The following is a 22,600-nucleotide window of genomic DNA, read 5'->3' as shown; positions in this document are numbered from 1 at the left end:
GTCAAACCGGCCAGAGGATCCCGCACAGCATCGGCGCCACCATCACCGCCAGGGGGCCGCTGAGGAGTGCCGCCGCGGTCGAGTAGGCGGCTGCCGGTACCCACTGCCGTTCTTGCTCGCTCGCCCGCAGGAGACGCTCGACCCGCTGCAGGACCGCCGAGTCGGCCAAGGCCAGTGTCGCGGCAGGGCCGCCCGCCGACTCGATCATGTTGAGGATGGCGTGCGCGAGGACGCGGTCGCCCTGCGCGCGGCGGGCCTGGTCGTCGGCGATCATCTCCAGCAACACCGGCACCGCCGTCCGAGCGGTCCTGGCGGCGGGCACCCAGGGGAAGGCGCGGGCGATCGCGATGAACGGCAGCAGCAGAAGATCGTGCCGCCCCGCCGCGTGGGCGCGTTCATGGGCCAGGACGGCCTGCAACTCCGCTGGGTCGAGCAGGTTCAGGGTGCCGCGGCTGAGCACGATCCGGGGAGGCCATCCGGGCACGCAGTAGGCCGTCGGCTTCGGGCTCGGCAGCACGTAGGCGTCGTGCTCGGGAGAGTGGTCGGCGAGCACGTCGAGGAGGAGTCGCTGGCGGCGCTGCTCGCGAATGGTCTTCACGGTGGTGTGCGCGGTGTGGCTGGCCAGCCACGCGATCAGAGCCGCCGACCACAGCAGCGCCGCGATGTGTGCCATGCCGAGTCCGGCGAACCCGCTCCCGTCCAGGACCTGATGGCCCAACGTGTGCATGCCATGGGGAAACGCCGCCGCGAGCGGGGCGACCGCGGCCACCAGGCCGACGCCGACCGCCCCCAGCCCGCCGGCCAGGCCGATCGCCTGCCACAGCGTCAGCGCGGCACGCGGGTGGTGGCTGGCCCACCGCGCGGTGGCCAGCCCTCGCGCGAGGCGCCCGCCGAGCACGATGGGCGCCAGCGCCACGCTTGCCGCGATCAGCCAGGGAGTCATGAGGGGTCCCCGCCCGGCACCTCCAGGGCGGCCCGGAGGGCGGCGGTGACCTCGGGGGAGACGGTCACCACGAAGCGGTTCACCGCGGCCTCCACATCGCCGGCCTCGGCCAGGGCGGCGCGCATCGTCTCGGCGACGAACGCGTCCTTGTCGCCGGTCGCCTTGTAGAGATGAGCGCGTCCTGCCCGTTCCCGCGACACCAGCCCTTTGCGTGAGAGCCGCACCAGGACCGTCAGGACCGTCGTCACCGCGGGCCGCGAAGCGAGCGCGTCGGCCACCTCCTGGGCGAGCATTCCCTCAGGATGTCCCCACAGGGCCTCCATGATCGAGCGTTCCAGATTGCCGAGCCGCACCTGGCCTGCCTCTCCACATCCGCTCCGGTCACGGTGCAAGGGTAGGTCACGCTTCGCCGCGGAACACCGCGACGCCCGTACCTCTCGCTCGCCTCCGCCTGGCGGGCCGGCGGGCGAAGGCGGTGATCCGGTGGATCCCGGCATGCGGTGTCAGGTCGTCGTCACGGCTGGTCCGCGTCGCGGGGCGGCCAGTCGTCCCGCGCGGTCCAGGCGTCGTACGGCGAGCGCGGACAGCAGGCCCGCGAAGACCAGCAGCACCCAGGGCAGACTCGCCCATGCAGAGCCCTCGGTGAGGTCGATCGCGGCGCCGCTGACCAGATTGCCCAGCAGGATCCCGGCGCCGGAGAGGAGGTTGTACAGGCCGTAGTAGGTGCCGATGAGCCGCCCGCCGCCCACGTCGGCGACCGTCGCCATCTCGAACGGAAAGGCCATCAGGGTGCCGGTGGTGAGCATCACGGTGCACACGATCACCGGGGCCAGCACGAGTTGCGGCGGGGGCGTGAGGTGAGCGGAGACGATCAGGGGCACGAAGGCCAGGCCCATGAGGGCGAGCCCGCGCGCGATGGCCTGCCCCCGGCTCCAGCGCGAACCGCACCAGGCGGTGATCCGGACCTGTCCGACTATCCCCAGCACGGCCGAGATGACGTAGAGCGCCACCACGCCCGAATCGGCGCCTGATACCCGCCGAACCTCCAGCGGCAGTCCCAGATACATCTGGTAGGACAGCGCGTAGGAGGCGATCATCGCGGCGGCGAAGGCCAGGAAGGGCCGGTTGGTGAACGCCTCGCGCCACTCGTGCAGGACCGGCCGGTGGGAGTCGGCCTCCGCTCCCGCGCGGGCGGGCAGGCACACCCCCTGCACGACGGTGAGCACGGCGAAGATCGCCGCCGCGGACAGGCAGACCGCCTGGAAGCCGACGCCGAGCAGAGCGACTCCGGCTACCGGCCCGGCCAGGATGCCCACCTGGTAGAAGACGTTGAACACGGCGAACGCCTCGACCTTGCGACCTGCCGCCTCGTGGGCCAGATAGGCGCGGGCAGCGGGATTGAACAGCGCTCCGGCCATACCGGTCAGCACGGCGGCGAGCAGCAGGCCCGGCAGCGAAGTGGACAGGCCGAACAGGGTGAACCCGATCGTGCGCAGCGCGCACCCCGCCATGATCACGGGTTTGTAGCCGACGCGGTCCGACAGCGTGCCGCCGATGAGGAACAACCCTTGCTGGCTCATGTTGCGCAGCCCGAGGATCAGTCCGATGATCCACACGGCCAGGCCCGCATCGGCGGCCAGGTGCTGGGCCAGGTACGGCATGAGCATGTAGAAGCCCAGGTTGATGCCTACCTGGTTGATCTGGAGGATCTGGATCGGGCGGCTGAAGGAGCGGAACTGGCGCAGCGTCGCGATCACTGAGGCCGCCCTTCCGCATCGGCGAGCGGATCGATTACCGAGGTGCAGCGTGTCCAGCGGGAAACCTTACGCTCGCCGGGGACGGCGATCTCATCCGGCTCGGCGGCCGGGGCGGCGGCGAGCAGGTCGTTGGCGTGGCAGAACTCATCGTCGAAGATCGTGTTCCAGTAGCGCCACGGCCCGTCCGGGAACACCGCGACGACGCAGCGCCCGGGTGGCCCGCTCGCCGCCGCCCATCGGGCCACCAGGGTGACCGCGCCGGTGCTCCAGCCTCCGGAGATGTAGTGCCGCGCGGCCAGGTCGCGGCAGGTCCAGGCGGCTTCGGCGGCGTTGACCCAGTGCACCTCGCTGAAGGAGTCATAGGCGACGTTGCGCGGGTGGATGCTGCTGCCCAGGCCGCGCATCAGGCGAGGCAGGTCGGGCTGGCCGAAGATGGTGGAGCCCACCGTGTCCACTCCGACGAGCTCCAGGTGCGGAAAGTGCTGGCGGAGCACCCGGTGGATGCCGGCGCTGTGCCCGCCGGTCCCGACCGAGCAGACCAGGACGTCGATCCGGGTGAGCTGGGTGAGAAGCTCGTGGGCCAGTCCGGCGTAGCCGGCGACGTTGTCGGGGTTGTTGTACTGGTCCGGGCAGTAGGAGCCGGGCAGGTCCCGCACCAGTTGCCGGACGCGGACACGGCGGGCCTCCTGCCAGCCGCCCGTGGGATGTGGTTCGGGCACGATCTCCAGGCGCACGCCGTAGGAGGTCAGCAGCCGGCACATGAGCGGTTCCATGCCGGGGTCGGTCACCAGGACGACGGGGTGGCCGAAGACGATGCCGGCCAGGGCAAGCCCGAGCCCGAGCGTGCCGCTGGTGGACTCCACGATCGTCCCGCCCGGCTTGAGGTCGCCCCGTGCGCGGGCCTGGCGGACCATGTGCAGGGCCGGGCGGTCTTTGATCCCTCCGGGGTTGAAGCCTTCGAGCTTGGCCCAGAAACCGGGTCCTTCGGGCGCGTGCGGTTCGCAGATGTAGGTCAGCGGCGTGTTGCCGATGGTGAGGCCGAGTGCTGGATATGTGGCACAGGCCGCGTGCTCCAGGCATGCGGCCGCGTTGCGCGGTGTCATTGCTGAATCCCCGATGCGGATGGACGTGGCGCCGGAAATGGTCACGTCAGGAATAGGATCGGTGACGGACCGCCTGCCACCTTGTGGCGGGCGGTCACACCTCGGCCTATATACGCATCACATAAAGGTTCGGCGGGCGTGGGTTCGGAAACGTGGAATTGTCGTAGGACGTGCGGACATTCCGCTCGGTAGGAAGGCAGGAAAGGACCGGCGTGGCACTCGGCTCGGCCGCCGGCATTTCCGCGCCGGGCACGGTGGCCGTCGAGGTGTCATGCTCCGCCCCATGGCGGTGGCCTGAGGGCAGATCGTCATGAGAACACCCCGACCCCGGTGACCCCGTCGTGGTGGGCGCGTACTGCGCCGTGTGGCCGGCATGCCCCGCCGCTTCGGAGATGATCAGGGCTGCACAGGCGCCGCCGTGCGTGAACGCCAGCCCCACCACCAGATACACGGCGATCAGCGCATTCGCCACCATCCGGCCGGAGAAAGATCCGGCCGGCCGGTGGCGGCGCACTGATCGTGTCGTGAACATCGAAAGAGATGATGCCCACAGGTCGGCAGGACGCGCCCGGTGAAGACATAGAACTTTGCAAAATACGGCAAATTCGAATCGCCGGATGAAGTCCTCTCGCATCAGATGGAATTAGTGCCATTTATGTGCATTTCCGGTCGATGCGGCGCGCCCGGCACCGCCCAATCCCGGTACGGCGGGGCTATCGTGCGCACACTTGGGACGCGGCCCGCGACTGTCACGACGCCTGGGCCATGCGAAGCCTGTCGAGCCGTTGGGAGAGCTGAGATGACCATGTCCAGGCGTACGATGGTCGCCGGCGCGGGCGCGCTGATGACCCTTTCCGGCCTGCACGGACGAGCGGACGCCGAGCCGGTGCGGATACCCGCCGGCGTCGACCCCGACCTGCTGGCCCGCGACGAGACCGTATGGCGGGCCGTCGCGCGACGGTTCCGGGTCAGCCCGGAGTTCGTCAACCTGGAGAACGGCTACTACGGGATCATGCCCGAGCCGGTGCGCCACGCCTACCACCGCAACGTCGACCACCTCAACAAGGTCAACTCCCACCTGCTGCGGACCACCTACAAGGCCCAGGCCGATCAGGTCAGGCAGCGTATCGCCACCCTCCTGGGCGTCACGATGGAGGAGATCGCCCTCACCCGCGGCGGCACCGAAGCCCTGCAGAACCTGATCGCGGGCTACCGCGCTCTACGATCGGGCGACGCGGTGATGTACGCCGACCTCGACTATCACAGCATGCAGTACACGATGAACTGGCTGCGTGGCCGCCGGGGAGTGCATGTCGAGAAGCTGGTCATCCCCGAACCGGCGACCCGCCAGGCGGTGTTGGACGCCTACGCCCACGCCTTCGCCGCCCATCCGAAGGTCAAGCTGCTCCTGCTCTCCCACATGAACAACCGCACGGGCCTGGTGACCCCGGTGAAAGAGATCATCGCGATGGCCCGCACCCACGGAGTGGACGTCATCGTCGACGCCGCCCACTCCTGGGGTCACCTGGACTTCACGATCGCCGATCTGGACGCCGAGTTCGCCGGCTTCTCCCTGCACAAGTGGATGGGCGCCCCATTGGGAGCCGGATTCCTCTACATCCGCAAGGACCGCCTGGCCGACATCGACCTGGTCTTCGCCGATGAGACCTATCCCGCCGGCGACATCCGCTCACGGGTCCACTCCGGCACCATGGACGTCGCCCCGATCCTCACGGTCGGCACCGCCCTGGACTTCCACGACTCCCTCGGCGCCCCGGTCAAGCAGTCACGCCTGCGCTACCTGCGCGACCGGTGGGTCCACCAGGTACGCCACATCCCCAACCTGGAGATCCTCACGCCCGAAGAACCCGCCATGTACGGCACCATCACCGCGTTCCGGGTGAGCGGGCGGACCTCCGAAGCCGACAACGTCGCCATCAGCGACTACCTGATGAGCCGCTATCGGATCTTCACCGTACGGCGCGGCGGTGTGACCAGAGGCGACTGCGTCCGGGTGACCCCTGCCCTGTTCACCTCAGCTGGCGACGTCGACCGGCTCGCCGCGGCGTTGCACGACGTCGCCCGCCGTATGCGAGCGTGAGACGTCGCCCGCCGTATGCGAGCGTGACAGGCCGGGGCGACGTGCCTGCCGGGCATTCCTGAGGTGAGCGGGACGGTCATGACCATCTCCAAGGGGGAGGCAGGGGGAATGGAGAGGGTGGAGCAGGGGCCGGTGTGATGGTGGCGTTCACCAGCCCAGTTCGTCGCAGCCGACGTGATCGGCCGGTTCGACCTGCAACGTGGCGTGAGCCACGCCGTGCCGCCCGCGCAGCAGGTCGCGGGCTTGGTCCAGGACGGCGTGAGGGTCGGCGCCGTCCTGCGTGACCAAATGGGCCGTGGCCACGTGCATGCCGGACGTCAACGTCCACAGATGCAGGTCGTGGACGTCACGCACGCCCTCGACGGCGCCCAGATCCCGGGCGACGGCGGCCGGATCCATACCGGCCGGGACATGCTGGCCCAAGACCGCGAAGACCTGCCGACCCAGCGAGACGGCGCGCACGGCCACGAAGATCCCGATGGCCAGGGCGACCAGCGTGTCCCAGATCGGCAGGCCCGTCGCCGCCACCAGCCAGCCCGCGGCGATGACGCCGACCGACCCGGCGGTGTCGGCCACCACCTCCAGATAGGCGCCCTTGACGTTCAGGCTCTCCGCCGCGCCGGAGCGCAGCAGCAGCAACACGATGACGTTGATGACCAGGCCGACGGCTCCCACGACGAGCATCGGCCCGGAGGAGACCTCGGCGGTGGCGCCGATCCGCCCCACGGCCTCGGCCACCACGTACACCGCCACGCCGAGCATCAGCACCACCGCCAGCAGGGAGGCGAACACCTCCGCCCGGTAGGAGCCGTAACTGCGGCGGCCCGTGGCGTCTGGGCGGGTGGCGATCCGGGTGGCCACCAGCGCGGCGCCCAAGGTCACCACATCGGCGGCCATGTGCCCGGCATCCGACAGCAACGCCAGGGAGCCCGACAACAACCCGTAGACCAGCTCGACGACGAAGTAGGAGCCGATGAGCGCGAAGGAGACGGCGAGCCGCCACCGATGCCGTCCCCCCGCGTGTCCCTGCCCGTGTCCGTGTCGGTGCCCGGTGCCCATCAGTGGTTCCCGTCCCGTTCGGGGTGGATGGCCTGGGTGTGCTCGGTGTGCGCGAGCGCCAGGTCGAGCAGCATCCGCACGTGTGCGTCCTCCAGCCGGTAGAAGGCCATCCGGCCCGCGCGGCGGGCCGTCACCACGCGGTGGGCTCGCAGCAGCCGAAGCGCATGGGACACCGCCGACTCGCTCTGCCCGCTCACCGCGGCCAGATCGCACACGCACATCTCGCCTTCCAGCAGCGCCAGCAGCAGCCGCAGCCGGCCCGGGTCCGACAGCAACCCGAACACCTCCGCGGTGTCGTCCAGATCCTGCCCCGCGGGCATCCGCTCACGCACCGCCGCCACCCGGGGGGCATCCACCACCCGGATGGCGCAGTCGTCGACAGCCGACGATTGCTCATCTGAAGAACTGTTCATATATTGAGAATAGCGATACGCGCAGTCGGCCTGTCAACCCGGACCTCCGAGGCTCCCGCCTCTCCCGGAACGGCGAAACAACCAAACGGGGCCGAAGTCACCGGCGCGGGCCCGGGGCTGCCATGGCGTCGCGCAGGCCGATGCGGCCGTCAGGCGAGGAGGTCGTCGGCCATGGCGAGGAGCTTCGCGGCTGTCGGGTGGGTGGTCCGTGCGCCCTTGGGTATCCGGGCGGCGATCCGTTGCAGCAACACGTGGATGTCGTCGGTGGGGGTGGTGTTCGCATGCCGTAGGCGAAGCAGGAGTTCGAGGCCGTAGGCGGCCTGGGCTGCGATCAGGGCGAGGAGGTCCACGTCGGCGAGGTCGCCGCGGGTCGGGTTCGAGCGGTCCAGCACCTCCAGCACGCCGATGCACTCCTCGTAGCGGATGAGCGGTGCCGCCATGATGCTGCGGGGCACGTAGCCGGTGGACTCGGCCGCGTCGTGGGCGAACTGCGTCACCTCTGACACATCGTCGACGATCAGGGGCTGGCCGCTTGCCGCGACCCAGCCCGCGATGCCGGTGCCTGCCGGGAAACGCATCCCCAGCAGGTGCTTCTCGCCTTCGCCCGACACCGCCTCGAAGACCAGTTCTCCGGTGTCGTCGTCCACGAGGAAGATCGATGCCGCGGCCGAGTCGAACACGTGGCGGGCCACTTCCACGATGGACTGCAGCAGTCGCCGCTCAGTGATGTCGGTGCCTTCGGAAGGCAGTGGATCATGTAGGGACATGGGTGCCTCCGTTGGATGCGGCGACGTTGTCGGCGGTGAGGTAGAGCACCGACTTGATCTGGAACGGCGTCATCCATCGGTGCTTGCTCATGATGACCGCGCAGATGCCGGTGATGTGGGGTGCGGCGAAGCTGTTCCCGGTGCTGCTGACCTCCTTGCCGCCCGGCCAGGCGACCGGGACCCTGACGCCGCGCGCGTAGAACTCGGCCGGTGGCGCGGGATTGTAGTAATAGGTCAACGGATCGGGTTCGTCGTGGCTGGCCACCGAGACGATCGAGGAGAAGGTCCACGGAAAACTCAGCACCGGCATGTTGTGCGCCGAGGCGATCAGGAGGCAACGCCGGAAGTACGCGCGGTCGGCCAGGTCGCGGAGCGCCGGTTGAAACTCGGCCCTGGTGGTCGAGAGGCTGAGGTTGATGAGGTCGAAGCCCTCGTCGATGGCCCAGCGGAGTCCTGCCAGCAGGGCCTTGCCGGTGCCGCTCTTCCCGTCGGTCAGCACCCGCACCGACGAGAGCGCGACCCCCGGCGCGATCGACCGGATCACGCCGGCGCACGCCGTACCGTGGCCTGCGGGATCGACCGGATCGCAGTCGATGAGCGTCGGTTCCCCGTCGTCGTCGCGAGCGACCACCACCGATCGCTCCAGCCCGCCGACGCGCGGGTGCCCGCCGTCGACACCGCTGTCGACCACGCAGACGCGCACGCCCGATCCGTCGGCCCCGGCCATCGCCCACTCCCTGGTGACCTCCTCCTGGCGGCTCACCGGGAACTCCTCCTGCGCCTGGCGGGAGGTGGCCAGGCTCCAGGCGGGCATGCCGGGGTAGTGCTCGCGCCGTTCCCGACGCCAGGGCGGCTCCGTCACTGATCTCCTTCCGCCACACCGGTGAGCCACCTGCGGACCCGTTCGGCGGGCAGGTTCGCGCCCGCGTTCGTGAAGTGCCGCAGTGCGCGTGCCGCCGCGTCGGCCGCGTCGGCGGTACGGCCCGCCGTACGGTAGGTGGCGGCGAGTTCGACCAGCACATCGCCTTGGAGGCAGGGGTCGTCGGTCCGGTCCAGCCGTTCCTCGGCCTGGGCGGCGAGGGCCAGCGCCGTGCGGTGGTCGCCGTCGGCGGATTCGAGCCGGGACCGCAGGGCGATGAGGATCAGCTCGCCGCGCGACTGGAGCCGGTCGCCGGTCGCGGTCAGCCGGTCCAGCGCCTGGGCGGCCTCCGGGAGGTTGCCCTGTCGGAGCAGCTCGCGTGCCGCGTACACCTCCAGTGTGGTGGCGGGGCCCGTCTGGCCCGCCGTGTGCAGGGCCGCCGCGCCCTGCCTGAACAGCGCCTCCGCTGTCGCGTGCTGACCGGCGAGCGCCTCCACCAGTCCCTTCACCTGGATGACCGCGGTCGCCGCCAGGCCGAGATGAAGATCGCTCGTGTGCCGGCCGGCGGTGACGAGGACGGTCTGAGCGGCGGCGATGTCGCCCGAGAGGGCCAGGAGGCGGGCCTGGGTGATCAGTACGGGTACGAGCAGGGCCCGGTCGCCACTGAACCTGGCCGCCAGGTCGGCGCAGAGCGTGAGGCTTTCCCCGATGGGCGTGGGCGACCACTGCGCCAGCTCGCACAGCCCGCTGAGCAGGCGATTCTCTTCGTAGCGGTCGCCCAGGGACCGGGCGCGGGCCAACCCGTCGCGCAATGCCGCCTCCGCGGCGCCGAAGCGTCCCTCGCCCAGCTGCGCCAGCGCCTCCAACTGGTGGAACCGGCACCAGCTCAGGTCGTCGTCCGGGTCGGCGGCGAGCAGGTCACCGAGAGGCTCAGGGGCGAACGGCCGGATTCCGGAGCGTACGGCCAGCATCTCGCGCTGTATCGCGCAGGTGAGCAGGTTCCTCGGGTCGTCGGGCAGCATTCGTTCGGCCGTGTCGAGCGCGGTCGACGACCGGTCGCGGTCGCCACGCGCCAGCCCGGCGTCGCAGATGCGTACGGCCAGCGGCCGGTGCCCGGGGTTTCCCGCGGGAAGCAGCGCACGTCCCCGTTCCAGCAGGGAGATGGCGGCGGGCAGGTCCTTGCGGTGCAGCGCGTGGGTGCCCTCGTCGATCAGGGCCCGGGCGGCGCGTACGGTGAGCGTCGGCAACAGCGGGTCGTCCGGCTGGACCTCTCGTTTGAGCAGGCAGGCGGTCTCCAGATGATGGGCGTAGTCCCCCTGCGACGACTCCTCGAACGACGCCCCTTCGGCCGAGGTCTCCATCCGAGCGGAAAGCGCGTCGGCAAGGGCCAGATGCCAGGTGGCCCGTAAATCCTTGCGGGTCAGGGCGTAGACGGTGTCCCGGGTGAGTGTCTGGGTGAACTGGAACGAAGCCGGAGACGCCGCACGCCGGATCATGCGTTGCCGTAGCAGCCGCCGGATGAGTTCGTCCATCCCGGCCTGGCCGTCCAGGTCATCCTGGACCAGGATTCGCAGTTTGTCCGAGGTGAAGAGGTGGCCGATCGTCGCGGCGCATTCGAGCACGTTTCGCTCACCGTCGCCGAGCCGGTCCAGGCGTGCGCCGAGCAGCGCCTGGATCGTGGGGGAGAGCGGCGCGTCCTCGCCCTCCTCGATCAGCGTCTCCAGCATCAGATCGGCGAAGAGCGGGTTGCCGTCCGAGCTCTCGGCGACCCGCAGACACAGTCGATCAGTGCCGTGCGCGACCACCTCGGCGGGCGGTTTCCGGTGTGTGCACAACTCGGTGACCAGGCGTGCCATCTGCGCCCCGCCGAGCGGGCCGAGCTCCAGGGCGACGGCGCACGCCATGCCGCCTCCCCAGGTGGTCCGCGTGGTGAGCAGCTCGGGCCTGGCCACGCAGATCAGCAGGACGGGCACGTCCAGCAGCCAGGCCGCGAGGTCTTCGATCAGATCCAGCAGAGTCGGCTCGGCCCAGTGCAGGTCCTCCCAGACCACCACCAGGGGCCTGTCCTGGGACAGCGTCTCGAACAGGGATCTCACCGCGCGCGAGATCTCCTCCACCCCCGAGTCCTCCTCGGCCCGGCGCAGGGTCGCGAGGCCGCGCAGGGTGAGGACGCTCGCCGGCTCCAGCGTGGCGGCGATGACCGGGCCCGCACCGTTGAGGGATTCCAGCATCTCGGCTATCGGGCGGTAGGTGATGCCCGCGCCGTACGAAGGGCAGCGGCCGGTGAGTACCGCGACGTCCTCGGGCAGGGAGCCGTGGAACTCGCGTACGAGCCGGGACTTCCCGATGCCGGGCGTGCCGAGCAGGGTCACGACGCAGCACCGGCGTCCCTGTGTCACCCGGCGGTATGCCTGGTGGAGCTGCTCCATCTCGTCGGCGCGGCCGATCAGGGGGATCTCGTCCTCGTCGTGGCGGGCTTCGGGTTCCAGCGACAGCAGCCGCCATGCCCGCACCGGGCTGCTCTTGCCCTTCAGGGTGAGCGGCGGCACGGGTTCCAGGCGTACCTGGGATCGAACCATGCGTGCGACGTCGTCGCCGACGAGGACCTCGCCGGTGCCCGCGGCCGACTGCAGCCGGCTTGCCGTGTTGACGATGTCCCCGATGACGCGCAGGTCCGATCCCGGCGAATCGATGACGATCGCCTCCCCGGCGGAGATGCCGCAGTGCACGTCCAACCGGATCCCGTGGGTGGGCGCGAGCCCGTCGCTCAGCTCCCGTACCCGGGTGAGGGCGGCGTGCGCGGCGCGGACCGCCCGGAGAGCATCGTCTTCACTGCTGATCGGAATGCCGAAGGTGGCCATGATCGCGTCGCCGATGTACTTCTCCACCACGCCGCCGTGCTCGATGATGCCTGACGTGCACGCCTCGTAGTATCGGTCCAGAACGCTTCTGAGCAGCTCAGGGTCGAGCCGCTCGGCCAACTCGGTCCAGCCGACGAGGTCGATGAAGAAGATGACGACGTTCCGGCGGGCGGGGCGAGCGGCCATGGCGTTCATATCAGCTTGAGCTCCTGGCCCTCGACCTCGCCCGCCGCCGCGTCGAGGCGGGTTTTGATGGAGTTGAGAAGTTCGATCTCCGGCCGGCTCAGCTCGGCGAACACCTGTCGTTGCCGCTCGTTGAGCAGATCGATGGGATGACCCGCCTCGCGCAGGGATGTCAACGCGTCGAACGACGTCGGCCGGGTCTCAGCGTCGTGTCCGTTCATCGGTTACCTCCTGGTCACGCCTGCCGCAGGGTCTCGGCGACTGATGGGCCACACGCTACTGACGGCGGGTTTTGGGCCAGTATGGCGGCGCCATGCCGTCGCCATACTGACCCCAAACTGGCCGTCCCTAGCGTGTGGTTCGCCCGATGAAACGGCATTCGCCCTGATAGTGAGGAGCGCCGGCATGGCCGAGCCCAATGAGGACAACCTGAGCCCCGAGACCGAGCCGGAGATCGTGGACGCCGAGGCCCCCGAGGTCGTGGCGCACTCCGAGGAGGGCGAAGAGACTCCCTGGTGTGGCATCCACCAGGAGCACGACAGCTAGGTCCCCCTTCGGTTCCCGGTCTCCCGCGGAGACCGGGAACCCTCATCGTGAAGCACGGAGGGTTCGATGAACAAAGGCCGGCACCGCGAAGCCGAGGTGGGGCCGCGCATGCTCCGAGGGGAACACGGCTGGTGGTTCCTGGGGCCTGGCGGGATCGCCCGCCTCAAGAACGAACATCTCACGGCCACGCGCGCCTTACGGCCGGCCGCCGAGCGGCACCTCAGCGAGCAGGGCCTGCTCAGCACACGCGGCTACCAGAACTACTCCCTGACCGTGCTGACGAGCACCAACTGCAATCTCGGCTGCGCCTACTGCTTCCAGAACGTCGACCAGGACGCCGCCGGCGGCAGCCGTCCGCCGCGGATCGCCTATTCCCGGCTCACCTCGGACACCATCACCTCCGTCCTCGACTTCACCGGGCGGCGGATGGCGGAGTCGGGCATGGACCGGCTCGTGCTCATGCTCTTCGGGGGAGAGCCGCTGCTGAATCCGCAGGGCTGCCGGGAGTTGCTCGCGCGTGCCGCGGACTATGGGCTGCTCCGGGCGAGCATGACCTCCAACGGCACGCTGCTGACCCCGCCGCTCGCCAGGCAACTGGCCGATCTCGGTCTGCGGGACGTCCAGGTGACCTTCGACGGTGATCGGCCCGAGCACGACCGCATCCGGGTACGCCGGAGCGGTGGCGGCACCTTCGACGCCATCGTCGCCAACATGGCCCAGGTGACGGCGGTCACCCCGATCAGGTGCGACATCCGGGTCAACGTCTCCCACCACAACTTCGAGGGGATCGACGCGCTGGTCGAGCGGCTCGCGGACGGGCTGGACCCGGCCCGGTGCTCGCTCCACTTCGCCCGGGTCGGCGATGTGGGCATCGGCTACGGCAACCAACTGAAGTTCTCCACCGAACTGGCGGGCCGGTTCACACGGTGGCAGCGTCGCGCGGTGGACCTCGGGTTCACGGTGCCGCGCCCGCGCGCGCACCGCCCCTGCCAGGCGTGCTCGTTCAAGGACGGAAAGTACGGCGCGGTCGTGAACGCCGACGGCACCCTCTTCAGCTGCTGGGAGACGGCGGGCAAACCCGGCTGGCAGGTGGGCACGGTCCGCGACGGTTACCTACCGGCCGGGCAGACCGAGGGCAGATGGATCACGTGCGAGGAGTCGTACCAATACGCGGATGAAATCACGGTATTGGCGGAATTTCATGACACGGTGGATGCGGCCCTCCTGGACTACCTGAGTTCGACCGGCCGCCTCCGGGCGTGAGACGGAGGAAGGGCACTGTGCGCTACCCGGACGCCCCCCGGACCGCGGCGGCGGACCACTTCCACGGCCACCTCATCGCCGACCCCTACCGCTGGCTCGAAGACGGAGGCGACGAGCGGACCCTCGCCTGGACATCGGCACAGGAAGCACTGCTCACCGGCGAGCGGGCTCGATGGCCGCACCTGGACCAGTGGCACGCGACGCTGGCCCGGCTCAGCCGGATCCCCCTGACCTCGGTGCCCCGGCCACGCGGCGACCGGATCTTCTACACCCGCAGAGAACCCGGCGAGGACCATCCCACGCTGATGGTGTCGGAGAACGGGACGGAGCGCCCGCTGGTGAGCCCACTGGCCCTGGACCCGGGCGGGCGCACCGTGCTGGAGGCGTGGCATCCCTCGCTGGAAGGCGACCTTCTCGCCTTCCAGCTCTCCACGGGCGGCACCGAGGATTCCCTGCTCAGGGTGCTCGACGTGGCGACCGGAGCCGTGGTCGACGGCCCGATCGACCGGGTGCGGCGATCTCCCGTCGCCTGGCTGCCGGGCGGCCGGTCCTACTACTACGTGCGACGGCTCCCTCCTCGGCAGGATCCCGGCGAGGACAGGTACCACCGGCGGGTCTATCTCCACCACGTCGGATCCGATCCGGCCGGCGACATCCTGATCTTCGGCGACGGCCAGGAGAAGACCCGGTTCTACAGCGTCGCCGTGACGCCGGACGGCCGCTGGCTCACGATCTCCGCGACGACCGGCGCCGACACCGCCACCGACCTGTGGCTGGCCGACCTGCGCAGCGGCCCGGAACTGCGTCCGGTCCAGGAGAACACGCGGGTGCGCAGCAGGCTGCTGATCGCCCCGGGGACCACGCCGTCCGATCCCGTGTGGCTGCGCACCGACCTCGACGCGCCGAGGGGCCGGATCGTCGTGACGACCGCCGCCGACCCCACGCCGGCGAACTGGCGGACGCTGATCCCCGAGCGGCCGGACGCGGTGCTCGAGGACTTCGTGCCGCTGCTGGACGCGGAGTTGCCGCGTCCCCTCGCCCTGGTCTCCTGGAGCCGGCACGCCGTATCCGAGATCGCCGTCCACGACCTGGCCGACGGGGGCGAACTGGCGACCGTGCCGTTGCCGGGAAGCGGAGACGTCGGCCGGTTCACCGTACGGCCTGAGGGCGGGCATGAGGTCTGGTTCAGCTACTGCGACCACACGACGCCGCCGCGGGTGCTGCGATACGACGCCCGCGCGGGCACGACCGAGCCGTGGTCGCGGTCCGTCGCGACCGGCCCCTCCCAGGTGAAGACCTGCCAGGTGACGTTCGACTCCCACGACGGCACTCCGGTCCGCATGTTCATCCTCTCCCCGGGTGGTGAGCCGGATCGGCCGCGTCCGGCGGTCCTGACCGGATACGGCGGTTTCGGGATGTCGATGTCACCCGGCTACATGCCGCAGGCGCTGGCCTGGGTCCAGGCGGGCGGGATCTACGCGATCCCGTGCCTGCGCGGCGGTGGCGAGGAGGGCGAGGAGTGGCACCGCGCCGGCACGGGGGTGCGCAAGCAGAACGTCTTCGACGATTTCGACGCCGCCACCGACTTCCTGATCGAGCACGGCTGGACCGGCCCGGACCGGCTCGGCGTCCTGGGCGAGTCCAACGGAGGACTGCTGGCCGGAGCCGCGCTCACCCAGCACCCGGAGAAATACGCCGCCGTCGTCTGCGTCGCGCCGCTGCTCGACATGCTCGCCTACGAGCGTCTGGGCATGGGACCGAGCTGGCGGGCGGAGTACGGCAGCGTGCGGGACGCCGGCGAGTTCCGCGCCCTGCACGCCTACTCGCCCTACCACCGGGCGAGGGAGGGGCTGCGGTATCCGCCGGTGCTGTTCGCCGTCGCCGATGCCGACACCCGCGTGGATCCGTCGCACTCCCGCAAGATGTGCGCCGCGCTCCAGCACGGCTCCGCCGCTCCCGGGCCGTTCCTGTACCGGCTGGAACGGGACGTCGGCCACGGCGCCAGAGCGGCGTCGAGAAAGACCGCGCTGCTCGCCGACGCCATCACCTTTCTCGCCCACCACCTCGGCCTCGATCCGGCCGGACCTGCATGAACGTCCTCCTGTGCCCGTTCAGCGATCCCGGTTACCTGTACCCGGCCGTGGCGGTCGGGCTGGAACTGCGCCGGCGCGGCCACTCCGTCTTCACCCTCGCCCGGCCCGGCACGGCGACGGCGCTGCGTGAGACGGCCCTGCCCATCCTTCCCGCGGACGAGTACGGCGGAGCCGGCGCCTTCTCGGTGGGCCGCTGGGTCGAGACCGGGATGTCCCAGTATCGAGCGGTGCTGGACGCGGCCCGCGACGTCCGGGCCGATGCCGTGGTCACCTCCCTCCTCTGCCACGGCGTGCTCCTCGCCGCCGAGACGCTCGACCTGCCGGTGACGGTACTGGGATTCGCGGCGCACCTGTGGCCTTACCGCGACCAGGTCGAGGGGGAGCCGGAGCGTGTCGTCCTGCGGGAATGGCGGCTGCGGGAGCTGCTGCGCCACTACCGTGCCACCCGCGAACAGGCCGGCCTGCCGTACCGCCGCGACCGGCGGCCGGACCGCCCTCTCATCGGGGCGGGTCTGCTGCTGCGCGGTGATCCGGCACTGGAGTACCCCGGCGCGGTCCTGCCCGAAGGCGTCCACCACGTGGGGCCGTGCTCATGGGAACCCCGCGCCGATCCACCCGCGCTGGACCGGCTGGCCGGGCACCTGGCCCGGGTGGGCAAGCCTGTCGTCTACGTGCACCTGGGCCGGGTGTTCGGCGGCGAGAGCCTGTGGCCGAGGTTGAACGTGACCTTCACCGGCGGCCCGTTCCAGGCCGTTGTCGAACAGGCGCGTTCCGGCGCTCCGCACCCGGCCGCGGACGCGGATGTCGTGGTGGTCCGCCGGCCGTGGATGGGCCCGCTGATCGAACTGGCCGACCTGGTGCTGACGAACGGCACCACCTCCCCGGTCCTGAACGCGCTCAGGTACGGCCGGCCGCTCGCCGTCGCCCCGGCCGGATCAGAGCAGCCGCTGCTGGCCGAGGCGTGCGTGCGTTCGGGAGCAGCGGTCCGCTTCACCGGCGGTGCCGAGGTGCTCAAGGCGGCCTGTGACGACGAGCCGCTGCGGAACCGCGTGCGGTGGCTCGGCGCCCGGCTGAACGAATCCGGCGGCGCCGCGGCGGCCGCCGACTTCGTGACCGGAGCGGTGCCGATCGCCCCAGACCGGCGGACAAAGAGAGAGGGGCCCGCAGATGACGCCACGAGAAGCACAGCAACGGGAAGCGCAGCAACGGGAAGCGCAGCAACGGGAAGCACAGCCACGAACGCCCTTTGACGGAACGTTCCTCGCCGATCCCTATTCCAGTCTCGCGCGGTTCCGCGCGGCATGCCCGGTGGCGCGGGTGGTGACGCCCGCCGGGAAACCGGTATGGATGATCACTCGTGACGCGGACGTCCGTGCCGGTTTCCTGGACCCCCGCTTCTCCCTTCAGGCCGGTCGCGCCGTGGGGGCGGTGCGGAGGCGGGCGCTGGACGTCACGCTGGTCAGCTACGACCCGCCGCACCACACGCGAATCCGCAGGCTCGCCACCCCGTCGTTCGCGCCGTACCGCATCGGCTCGTACCGGGCGGCCGCCGAGACGGTCGCCTCGGACCTGCTCGAACCGCTGGGAAGGCGGCAGCGGTTCGACCTCATGGCGGCCTTCGCGCACCCCTTCTCCTTCCAGGTCATGTGCGAGCTGTTCGCGCTGGCCCCGGCGGCCCGGCCTGACCTGTACGCCTGGGCCGCTTCCGCGTTCACCCGCCCGATCCGCGACCGAGCCGCCGTGACGGCGAACCTCGATCGGCTCGACGCCTATTTCCGGGACGAGGTCGGGCGGCGGCTGGCCGACCCCGGTGACGACGTCCTCTCCTCGATCGTCACCGGGTGGGAACCCGGCGGTGAGGTCAGCCGGGACGAGCTCGTCTCGCTCTGCGCGACGCTGCTGCTCGCCGGGTACGAGAGCACCGCCCAGATGATCGGCATGTCCGTGGTGGAGTTGATGGCCCGCCGCGAACTACTGGCCGCGCTCCACGCCCATCCGGCGAAGATGCCGCAGGCCGTCGAGGAACTGCTCCGGTTCAACACCCCCGGGCCGTTCGGCACCGTGCGGACGGCCACCGAGGACGTGCGCGTCGGGGACACGCTCGTCCCCGCGGGCAGCCGTGTCCTGCTGTCGACCGGGGCGGCCAATCGCGATCCCGCGCGCCACCGGGATCCCGATCTGCTCGACCTCGACCGGCCGGCCGTCGGCAACCACCTGACGTTCGGCCTGGGCCCGCACTACTGCCTGGGGGCTCCGCTGGCGAGGCTGGAGCTCACCGTGGCGCTCACCGCCATCGTCAGCCGCTTCCCCGGCCTCACGCCGGTGACGCCGCTCGACCGGCTGAGCTGGCGTGGCAACCACCTCAGCCGTGGTCTCGCGGAACTCCACGTCCGTCCGCGCGGCACTGGAGATCACGAATATTGACCGTCTGTGGAGGGGCCGCTGTGTTCGCAGCGATGGCATACCAGGGCCATACCGGGTCCGAACTGGACGTGAACCACCGAATGGGAACCTCGGAACACACGCTGACGAAGGTGGCACCATGAGCGAGCTACCGCCACTGCGCCGCAACCTCCGCTTCCAGATGCTGTGGATCGGCGCGGCGACCTCCGGGCTGGGATCGACGCTGACCTGGCTGGCCTTCCCGCTGCTGGTCCTGGCCGTCACGGGTTCCGCCGCGCTGGCCGGAGTCACCGGCGCCTGCCGGATCGTCACCAACATCCTGGTCTCCCTCCCCGCGGGGGTATGGGTGGACCGCTGGGACCGGCGCCGAATCCTGCTCGGCAGCGAGGCCGTCCGCTTCCTGACCATGTCCGCCCTCGCCGTAGCGATCTTCACCGAGCAGGTGGCGTTGTGGCACATCATCGTGGTGGCCGTGGTGAACGGCGCGGCGGACGCCTGTTCCAGCCCCGCACGTGCCACGGCGATCCGCGCGATCGTGCCCGCCGAGCAACTGCCGTCGGCGTACGCCCAGGAAGAGGCGCGTAGCCACGCGGCCTCGCTCGCCGGACCGCCGCTGGGCGGATTCCTGTTCGCCCTGGGACGGGCCGTGCCGTTCGTGGTGGACGCGATCACCTATCTGATCTCGATGGTGTGCGTCATCATCGCCAAAGTTCCCCGCCGCCCGGAGACCGCTCCGGAGCCGCGGAAGGCCAAGATGCGGTCGGACATCATCGAGGCGGGCCGTTGGCTGTGGCGTCAGCGCGGGCTGCGCGCCGGGCTGATGTTCTCCCTGGTCGCGAACCTCGTCGCGAACGCGTTGCTGCTGCCGGTGATCGTGCTCGTCGAAGGCCGTGGCGGCGACCCGACCGCGACCGGGTTCGTGCTGGCGGGCATGGGGCTGGGCGGCCTGCTCGGCGCGACGGTGTCAGCCAAGATCGGCGATCTCCTGCCGCCGGGGAAGCTGATGCTGGCGGTGGTCGGCTTCTTCGCGCTCGCCGTCTGCGCGGCCGCCCTGCCGTTCGGGCCCTACTGGCCGGTCGTGCCGCTCTTCCTGGCGATGGTCACGGTACCGGCGCTCAACGTGGTGCTGCGCGTCCTGGTCGCGACGCTCGTGCCGGACGAGATGATGGGCAGGCTGGTCTCGCTGTTCACGGTCGCGAGCATGGGCCTCACGCCGGTCGGCCCGCTGCTCGGCGGCCTTCTGGCGGAGTACGTCAGCGGCGCGGGCGCGCTGCTCCTGATCGGCGGCCTGCTCGCGGCAGGCTGCGCGCTGGCTTCGACCAGCCCCGCGCTGCGCGGCCTCGACGCCCCCGTGACCCCGGTCGCCGGCGAGTCCGCCGGCGAGTCCGCCGCCGACTCAGAGGGAGCAGGTCCGGCGGAGTTCGATCGCGAACCGATGGGCGAGCGGTGACATGGTGTAGTGCATGGAGTGGGCGGTCACCTCGCTGTCGGGAACCGAGAGGATGTTGGCCTCCAGCAGTGATTCGATGACCCGTTCCGCCGGCATGGCGGTCCCGTGCAGAGCGGCGACGAGTTCGTCATGACTGAACGGCGGCCCCGCGAGCGCGCCCAGCGTGAGGAACGCGGCACGGTGCGTCCACGACGGGCGGTTGTAGGTTTCCTCGAACCGCTCCCGTAGCGACACATCGCCGGCGACGAACTCGTCGAGAATGCTCTCGGCCCGTCCGAGACGGTCCGCCAGATAGCTGAGAGGCACGTGCGGCAGCCGGGCGAACCTGCAGCCGAGCAGGCGCAGGGTCAGCGGCGAGAGCCCGTACCGATCGAAGACGGCCATGACGGCGGGCAGGTCGCCGAGCACTCGCTCCGGGCCGATCAGGTTCTTCAGGAACTCGATCCCCTCGGCGGCGGACAGCTCTCCCAGGCCGATCCGGGCCACGGACTCCAGTCCGCTGAGCCTGCTCAGGCTGGTCACCAGGACCTTGCTCGCCGAGGTGCCGGGCAGCAGCAGGCGGACGCTCGACTCGTCGGGGGCGTCGTCCAGGATCAGCAGGAGCTTCCGGTTGGCGAGCCAGGACCGCCACACCGAGGCGAGGATGTCGTCGCGTACCCCCTCGACGTTCAACCCCACGGTTTCCAGGAGTTCCCGCTGGATGTCCGCGATGGCTCTCAGCACCCCTCGCCGGTGCTGAAGCGCGACCACGAGCACGCCGTCAGGGAACGACAGGGCCAGCCGGTGCGCGACATGCACGGCGAGGGTGGTCTTCCCGATGCCCGGCTCGCCGGTGATGAGGGTGACCGTGGCCGGTTCGTTCGCGACGCGGTGGATCTCCGCCTCGCGGCCGACGAAGTCGGCGATGTCGCGCGGCAGCTGGTTGGCCGCGGTCTGAACCGGCCTCACCAGGGCGGGCCCGGACCGGCTCGCCTTGGTGAGCCGGTCCGGCTGCTGGGAACCGTCACCCCGGAGGATGTCCTGGTAGAGGCTCTTGAGCACCGGGCTCGGATCGATGCCCATCTCGGCGGCCAGGTGCCTGCGGAGGGCCTCGAAATGCGACAGAGCCTCGGCCGTACGCCCGCATCGGGCCAGCGCCGTCATTCTCGACGCGGCGATGCGCTCGCGGGTCGGATACCGCGCCGCGAGGATGTCGAGGCCGGTCAGGGGCTCGACGTAGCGGCCCAGCTCGATCTCCAGCTCGACCCAGTCCTCATAGACCGAGAGGTAGAGCTCGGTGAACCGGTCGACCTCGCCCGCGATCATCGGTACGGATGAGAACTCGGCCAGGGGCTGGTCCTGCCACATGCCGATGGCGTCCCGCAGCAGCTCGGCGGCCAGGACGGGGTCGCCGTTCCGGATCGCGCTGCGCCCGGCCGCGGCCAGCGCCTGGAACCTGAGGAGGTCGAGTTCGTCCTGCTCGGCCTCGAACCGGTATCCCCACCCCTGGAAGTTGATTCGGTCGCCGACAATTCGGCGCAATGCCGAGACATATACCTGGAGATTCTTGCGGGCTGTTCGCGGCGGTAATTCGCCCCATAGCGCATCCATCAACTGGGCCGACGGGATGATCGCGTTCACCCGGCACAATAGGACCGCCAGAAGTAACCGCTGTTTTGGCGCGCCGATAATAGCCTTACGATTGTCCACCCTGACCTCAAGCGGACCGAGTATCGAGCAGTTCAGATGAGATGAAGCCGCGTGACTCATGCGCCTTCCTTGATTTCACATCGCTCGGTAACCACGGAAGACCGTCCAGGGCGGTCGGTTCGAGTCCCCAGTAACAGGAAATCGAGAATATCGATCGGCGGCGTCGGCGTCACGTGCCGCAGCGCCGCCAGGTGGAGCTTCCTGATCATGAGAGCCGCCGCGATCGAGACGACGGGCGTGCCGGCCTTCGACTCGAACCAGCGCCAGTCGCCGTCCACGTTGACCTCCAGGAACACCACCTCTCCATCGGTGAGCAGCAGATCGAAGGCGCCGTAGGTCAGGCCCCAGAGGCCGGCGAGCCTCCGGACCACCTCGACGGCCGTCCGCGGAGCCGTCACCGAGGTGACCGACACGGATGACTCCGCACGCCAGGGGGCGTCAGGCGCGTCCTTGGTCACCGCGAAGGCGTGGACGGCTCCGGCCAGGTAGTAGACCCGTAACTCCCTATCGTGCGCGATGTACTCCTGGACGATGATCGGGAAGTCGAGAGGTGACCACTGGACGACCTCCTCCCGGTCCACGATCTCCGGGAACACGCCGACCAGGAATCCCGGCTCCGTCTCGACGAAGTGCTCGTCGAGCACCTTCACCACGATCCTGCGACTCGATATCCGGGCGCCCGCCGCCCTGGGATCGGTGGTGACGATCGTTCGCGGGGTGCGGATCCCGGCCTTGGCCGCGCTGGTGAGCTGCTCCAGACGGCCGGGGCCGGGTCCCGGCAGGCTCGCAGGTGAGAGGGTGGAAAGCTGGCGGACGAAAGCGCACCACGAGTCGGCGTGGAGCGTCTTCACCGCCGGACTCGCCTCGCCGGGGATCGCCCGCGGCGAGAGGGACCGCGCCCAGACGACGGTCGGTGCGATGCGGTCGCCGTCCAGGGTGACCGAGCCGTCGCCGACCTGGAGGGTGACCTCCATCGTCGCCACGCTCCCGGCGTCGAGCCGCACACTCGGCACCCCGAGCCGGTGCAGCGTGCTCTGGAGCGCGGCGAACTCGCCGTAGTCCGCTCGCTCGGCGAGCACCACGTACGGCGCCGCGATCATCGGGTCACCC

At 70.2% G+C, this 22,600-nt stretch carries 20 protein-coding genes; 7 read left to right on the top strand and 13 right to left on the bottom strand.

What is annotated here, in order from left to right; translation table 11 throughout:
• Window position 1: 1 nt before the first annotated feature.
• The 5 genes from MBA17_RS06710 to MBA17_RS06690 all read right to left on the bottom strand — a co-directional run bounded on the left by MBA17_RS06710 (window position 2) and on the right by MBA17_RS06690 (window position 4,335).
• The gene (locus MBA17_RS06710) at window positions 2-943 is read right to left on the bottom strand and encodes a M56 family metallopeptidase (RefSeq protein WP_238495402.1); all 942 of its coding nucleotides are present in this window, start codon (window positions 941-943) and stop codon (window positions 2-4) included.
• Entirely contained in the window at window positions 940-1,296 is a 357-nt protein-coding gene (locus tag MBA17_RS06705; RefSeq protein ID WP_238495401.1) for a BlaI/MecI/CopY family transcriptional regulator, read from the bottom strand. The genes MBA17_RS06710 and MBA17_RS06705 overlap by 4 nt, the downstream gene beginning before the upstream one ends.
• A 150-nt stretch (window positions 1,297-1,446) precedes the next feature.
• Window positions 1,447-2,700: an MFS transporter gene (locus MBA17_RS06700; protein WP_238495400.1), complete on the bottom strand. Its 1,254-nt coding sequence runs from the start codon at window positions 2,698-2,700 to the stop codon at window positions 1,447-1,449.
• A complete protein-coding gene (locus MBA17_RS06695; protein WP_274385019.1) occupies window positions 2,697-3,803 on the bottom strand; it encodes a PLP-dependent cysteine synthase family protein in 1,107 nt (368 codons plus the stop codon). The genes MBA17_RS06700 and MBA17_RS06695 overlap by 4 nt, the downstream gene beginning before the upstream one ends.
• A gap of 106 nt (window positions 3,804-3,909) precedes the next feature.
• Window positions 3,910-4,335 (bottom strand): hypothetical protein, encoded by a 426-nt coding sequence (locus MBA17_RS06690; protein WP_238495399.1) that lies wholly within the window; start codon window positions 4,333-4,335, stop codon window positions 3,910-3,912.
• A 267-nt stretch (window positions 4,336-4,602) separates the two neighbouring features.
• On the opposite strand from MBA17_RS06690, the gene MBA17_RS06685 reads away from it, so the two are divergent.
• Complete coding sequence (locus MBA17_RS06685; protein ID WP_238495398.1) at window positions 4,603-5,904, top strand: aminotransferase class V-fold PLP-dependent enzyme; 1,302 nt, start codon at window positions 4,603-4,605, stop codon at window positions 5,902-5,904.
• A 147-nt stretch (window positions 5,905-6,051) separates the two neighbouring features.
• Here MBA17_RS06685 and MBA17_RS06680 read toward each other — a convergent pair whose 3' ends face one another.
• The 6 genes from MBA17_RS06680 to MBA17_RS06655 form a co-directional block, all read right to left on the bottom strand.
• The gene (locus MBA17_RS06680) at window positions 6,052-6,963 is read right to left on the bottom strand and encodes a cation diffusion facilitator family transporter (RefSeq protein ID WP_238495397.1); all 912 of its coding nucleotides are present in this window, start codon (window positions 6,961-6,963) and stop codon (window positions 6,052-6,054) included.
• Window positions 6,963-7,376 (bottom strand): ArsR/SmtB family transcription factor, encoded by a 414-nt coding sequence (locus MBA17_RS06675; RefSeq protein ID WP_238495396.1) that lies wholly within the window; start codon window positions 7,374-7,376, stop codon window positions 6,963-6,965. Before MBA17_RS06675 ends, MBA17_RS06680 begins: the two co-directional genes overlap by 1 nt.
• A 149-nt stretch (window positions 7,377-7,525) precedes the next feature.
• Complete coding sequence (locus MBA17_RS06670; protein ID WP_238495395.1) at window positions 7,526-8,143, bottom strand: GAF domain-containing protein; 618 nt, start codon at window positions 8,141-8,143, stop codon at window positions 7,526-7,528.
• Window positions 8,130-9,005, bottom strand: coding sequence for a S8 family serine peptidase (locus MBA17_RS06665; RefSeq protein WP_238495394.1), 876 nt, complete (start codon window positions 9,003-9,005; stop codon window positions 8,130-8,132). The genes MBA17_RS06670 and MBA17_RS06665 overlap by 14 nt, the downstream gene beginning before the upstream one ends.
• Window positions 9,002-12,049, bottom strand: a complete 3,048-nt coding sequence (locus tag MBA17_RS06660; RefSeq protein ID WP_238495393.1) for an AAA family ATPase — start codon at window positions 12,047-12,049, stop codon at window positions 9,002-9,004. Before MBA17_RS06660 ends, MBA17_RS06665 begins: the two co-directional genes overlap by 4 nt.
• A 5-nt stretch (window positions 12,050-12,054) precedes the next feature.
• Entirely contained in the window at window positions 12,055-12,267 is a 213-nt protein-coding gene (locus MBA17_RS06655; RefSeq protein ID WP_238495392.1) for an aroma-sacti cluster domain-containing protein, read from the bottom strand.
• Window positions 12,268-12,451: 184 nt separating this feature from the next.
• Here MBA17_RS06655 and MBA17_RS06650 point away from each other — a divergent pair, with 184 nt between their 5' ends.
• The 6 genes from MBA17_RS06650 to MBA17_RS06625 all read left to right on the top strand — a co-directional run bounded on the left by MBA17_RS06650 (window position 12,452) and on the right by MBA17_RS06625 (window position 19,801).
• The gene (locus MBA17_RS06650; RefSeq protein ID WP_238495391.1) at window positions 12,452-12,592 is read left to right on the top strand and encodes a hypothetical protein; all 141 of its coding nucleotides are present in this window, start codon (window positions 12,452-12,454) and stop codon (window positions 12,590-12,592) included.
• 66 nt (window positions 12,593-12,658) lie between these two features.
• A complete protein-coding gene (locus tag MBA17_RS06645) occupies window positions 12,659-13,855 on the top strand; it encodes a radical SAM protein (RefSeq protein ID WP_238495390.1) in 1,197 nt (398 codons plus the stop codon).
• Window positions 13,856-13,872: 17 nt separating this feature from the next.
• Entirely contained in the window at window positions 13,873-15,948 is a 2,076-nt protein-coding gene (locus tag MBA17_RS06640) for a prolyl oligopeptidase family serine peptidase (protein WP_238495389.1), read from the top strand.
• Window positions 15,945-17,198, top strand: a complete 1,254-nt coding sequence (locus MBA17_RS06635; RefSeq protein ID WP_238495388.1) for a glycosyltransferase — start codon at window positions 15,945-15,947, stop codon at window positions 17,196-17,198. The genes MBA17_RS06640 and MBA17_RS06635 overlap by 4 nt, the downstream gene beginning before the upstream one ends.
• Window positions 17,199-17,295: 97 nt before the next feature.
• Entirely contained in the window at window positions 17,296-18,372 is a 1,077-nt protein-coding gene (locus MBA17_RS06630) for a cytochrome P450 (RefSeq protein WP_238495387.1), read from the top strand.
• 118 nt (window positions 18,373-18,490) lie between these two features.
• Window positions 18,491-19,801 carry an MFS transporter gene (locus tag MBA17_RS06625; RefSeq protein WP_238495386.1) on the top strand — a complete coding sequence of 437 codons (1,311 nt, stop codon included), beginning with the start codon at window positions 18,491-18,493 and terminating at the stop codon, window positions 19,799-19,801.
• Here the strand turns inward: MBA17_RS06625 and MBA17_RS06620 are convergent.
• Together MBA17_RS06620 and MBA17_RS06615 are read right to left on the bottom strand one after the other, a co-directional pair.
• The gene (locus MBA17_RS06620; protein ID WP_274385018.1) at window positions 19,748-21,550 is read right to left on the bottom strand and encodes an AfsR/SARP family transcriptional regulator; all 1,803 of its coding nucleotides are present in this window, start codon (window positions 21,548-21,550) and stop codon (window positions 19,748-19,750) included. The two genes, MBA17_RS06625 and MBA17_RS06620, sit on opposite strands and share 54 nt — an antisense overlap.
• Window positions 21,547-22,590: an ATP-grasp domain-containing protein gene (locus MBA17_RS06615; RefSeq protein WP_238495384.1), complete on the bottom strand. Its 1,044-nt coding sequence runs from the start codon at window positions 22,588-22,590 to the stop codon at window positions 21,547-21,549. The genes MBA17_RS06620 and MBA17_RS06615 overlap by 4 nt, the downstream gene beginning before the upstream one ends.
• Between the last annotated feature and the right edge of the window lie 10 nt (window positions 22,591-22,600).

It is taken from the genome of Dolomitihabitans soli (assembly GCF_022213955.1).
GTDB lineage: Bacteria > Actinomycetota > Actinomycetes > Streptosporangiales > Streptosporangiaceae > Streptosporangium_A > Streptosporangium_A soli.
Note: the sequence above shows the minus strand (reverse complement) of the source record. Positions and strands in the feature narration are given on the sequence as shown.

Excerpts from the sequence above, each read along its gene's own strand:
- MBA17_RS06675 (WP_238495396.1), bottom strand. The coding sequence starts at position 7,376 with ATGAACAGTTCTTCAGATGAGCAATCGTCGGCTGTCGACGACTGCGCC.
- MBA17_RS06620 (WP_274385018.1), bottom strand. The coding sequence starts at position 21,550 with ATGAGTCACGCGGCTTCATCTCATCTGAACTGCTCGATACTCGGTCCG.
- MBA17_RS06690 (WP_238495399.1), bottom strand. The coding sequence starts at position 4,335 with ATGTTCACGACACGATCAGTGCGCCGCCACCGGCCGGCCGGATCTTTC.
- MBA17_RS06670 (WP_238495395.1), bottom strand. The coding sequence starts at position 8,143 with ATGTCCCTACATGATCCACTGCCTTCCGAAGGCACCGACATCACTGAG.
- MBA17_RS06650 (WP_238495391.1), top strand. The coding sequence starts at position 12,452 with ATGGCCGAGCCCAATGAGGACAACCTGAGCCCCGAGACCGAGCCGGAG.
- MBA17_RS06625 (WP_238495386.1), top strand. The coding sequence starts at position 18,491 with ATGAGCGAGCTACCGCCACTGCGCCGCAACCTCCGCTTCCAGATGCTG.
- MBA17_RS06695 (WP_274385019.1), bottom strand. The coding sequence starts at position 3,803 with ATGACACCGCGCAACGCGGCCGCATGCCTGGAGCACGCGGCCTGTGCC.
- MBA17_RS06680 (WP_238495397.1), bottom strand. The coding sequence starts at position 6,963 with ATGGGCACCGGGCACCGACACGGACACGGGCAGGGACACGCGGGGGGA.
- MBA17_RS06710 (WP_238495402.1), bottom strand. The coding sequence starts at position 943 with ATGACTCCCTGGCTGATCGCGGCAAGCGTGGCGCTGGCGCCCATCGTG.
- MBA17_RS06615 (WP_238495384.1), bottom strand. The coding sequence starts at position 22,590 with ATGATCGCGGCGCCGTACGTGGTGCTCGCCGAGCGAGCGGACTACGGC.
- MBA17_RS06630 (WP_238495387.1), top strand. The coding sequence starts at position 17,296 with ATGATCACTCGTGACGCGGACGTCCGTGCCGGTTTCCTGGACCCCCGC.
- MBA17_RS06645 (WP_238495390.1), top strand. The coding sequence starts at position 12,659 with ATGAACAAAGGCCGGCACCGCGAAGCCGAGGTGGGGCCGCGCATGCTC.
- MBA17_RS06660 (WP_238495393.1), bottom strand. The coding sequence starts at position 12,049 with ATGGCCGCTCGCCCCGCCCGCCGGAACGTCGTCATCTTCTTCATCGAC.
- MBA17_RS06635 (WP_238495388.1), top strand. The coding sequence starts at position 15,945 with ATGAACGTCCTCCTGTGCCCGTTCAGCGATCCCGGTTACCTGTACCCG.
- MBA17_RS06685 (WP_238495398.1), top strand. The coding sequence starts at position 4,603 with ATGACCATGTCCAGGCGTACGATGGTCGCCGGCGCGGGCGCGCTGATG.
- MBA17_RS06655 (WP_238495392.1), bottom strand. The coding sequence starts at position 12,267 with ATGAACGGACACGACGCTGAGACCCGGCCGACGTCGTTCGACGCGTTG.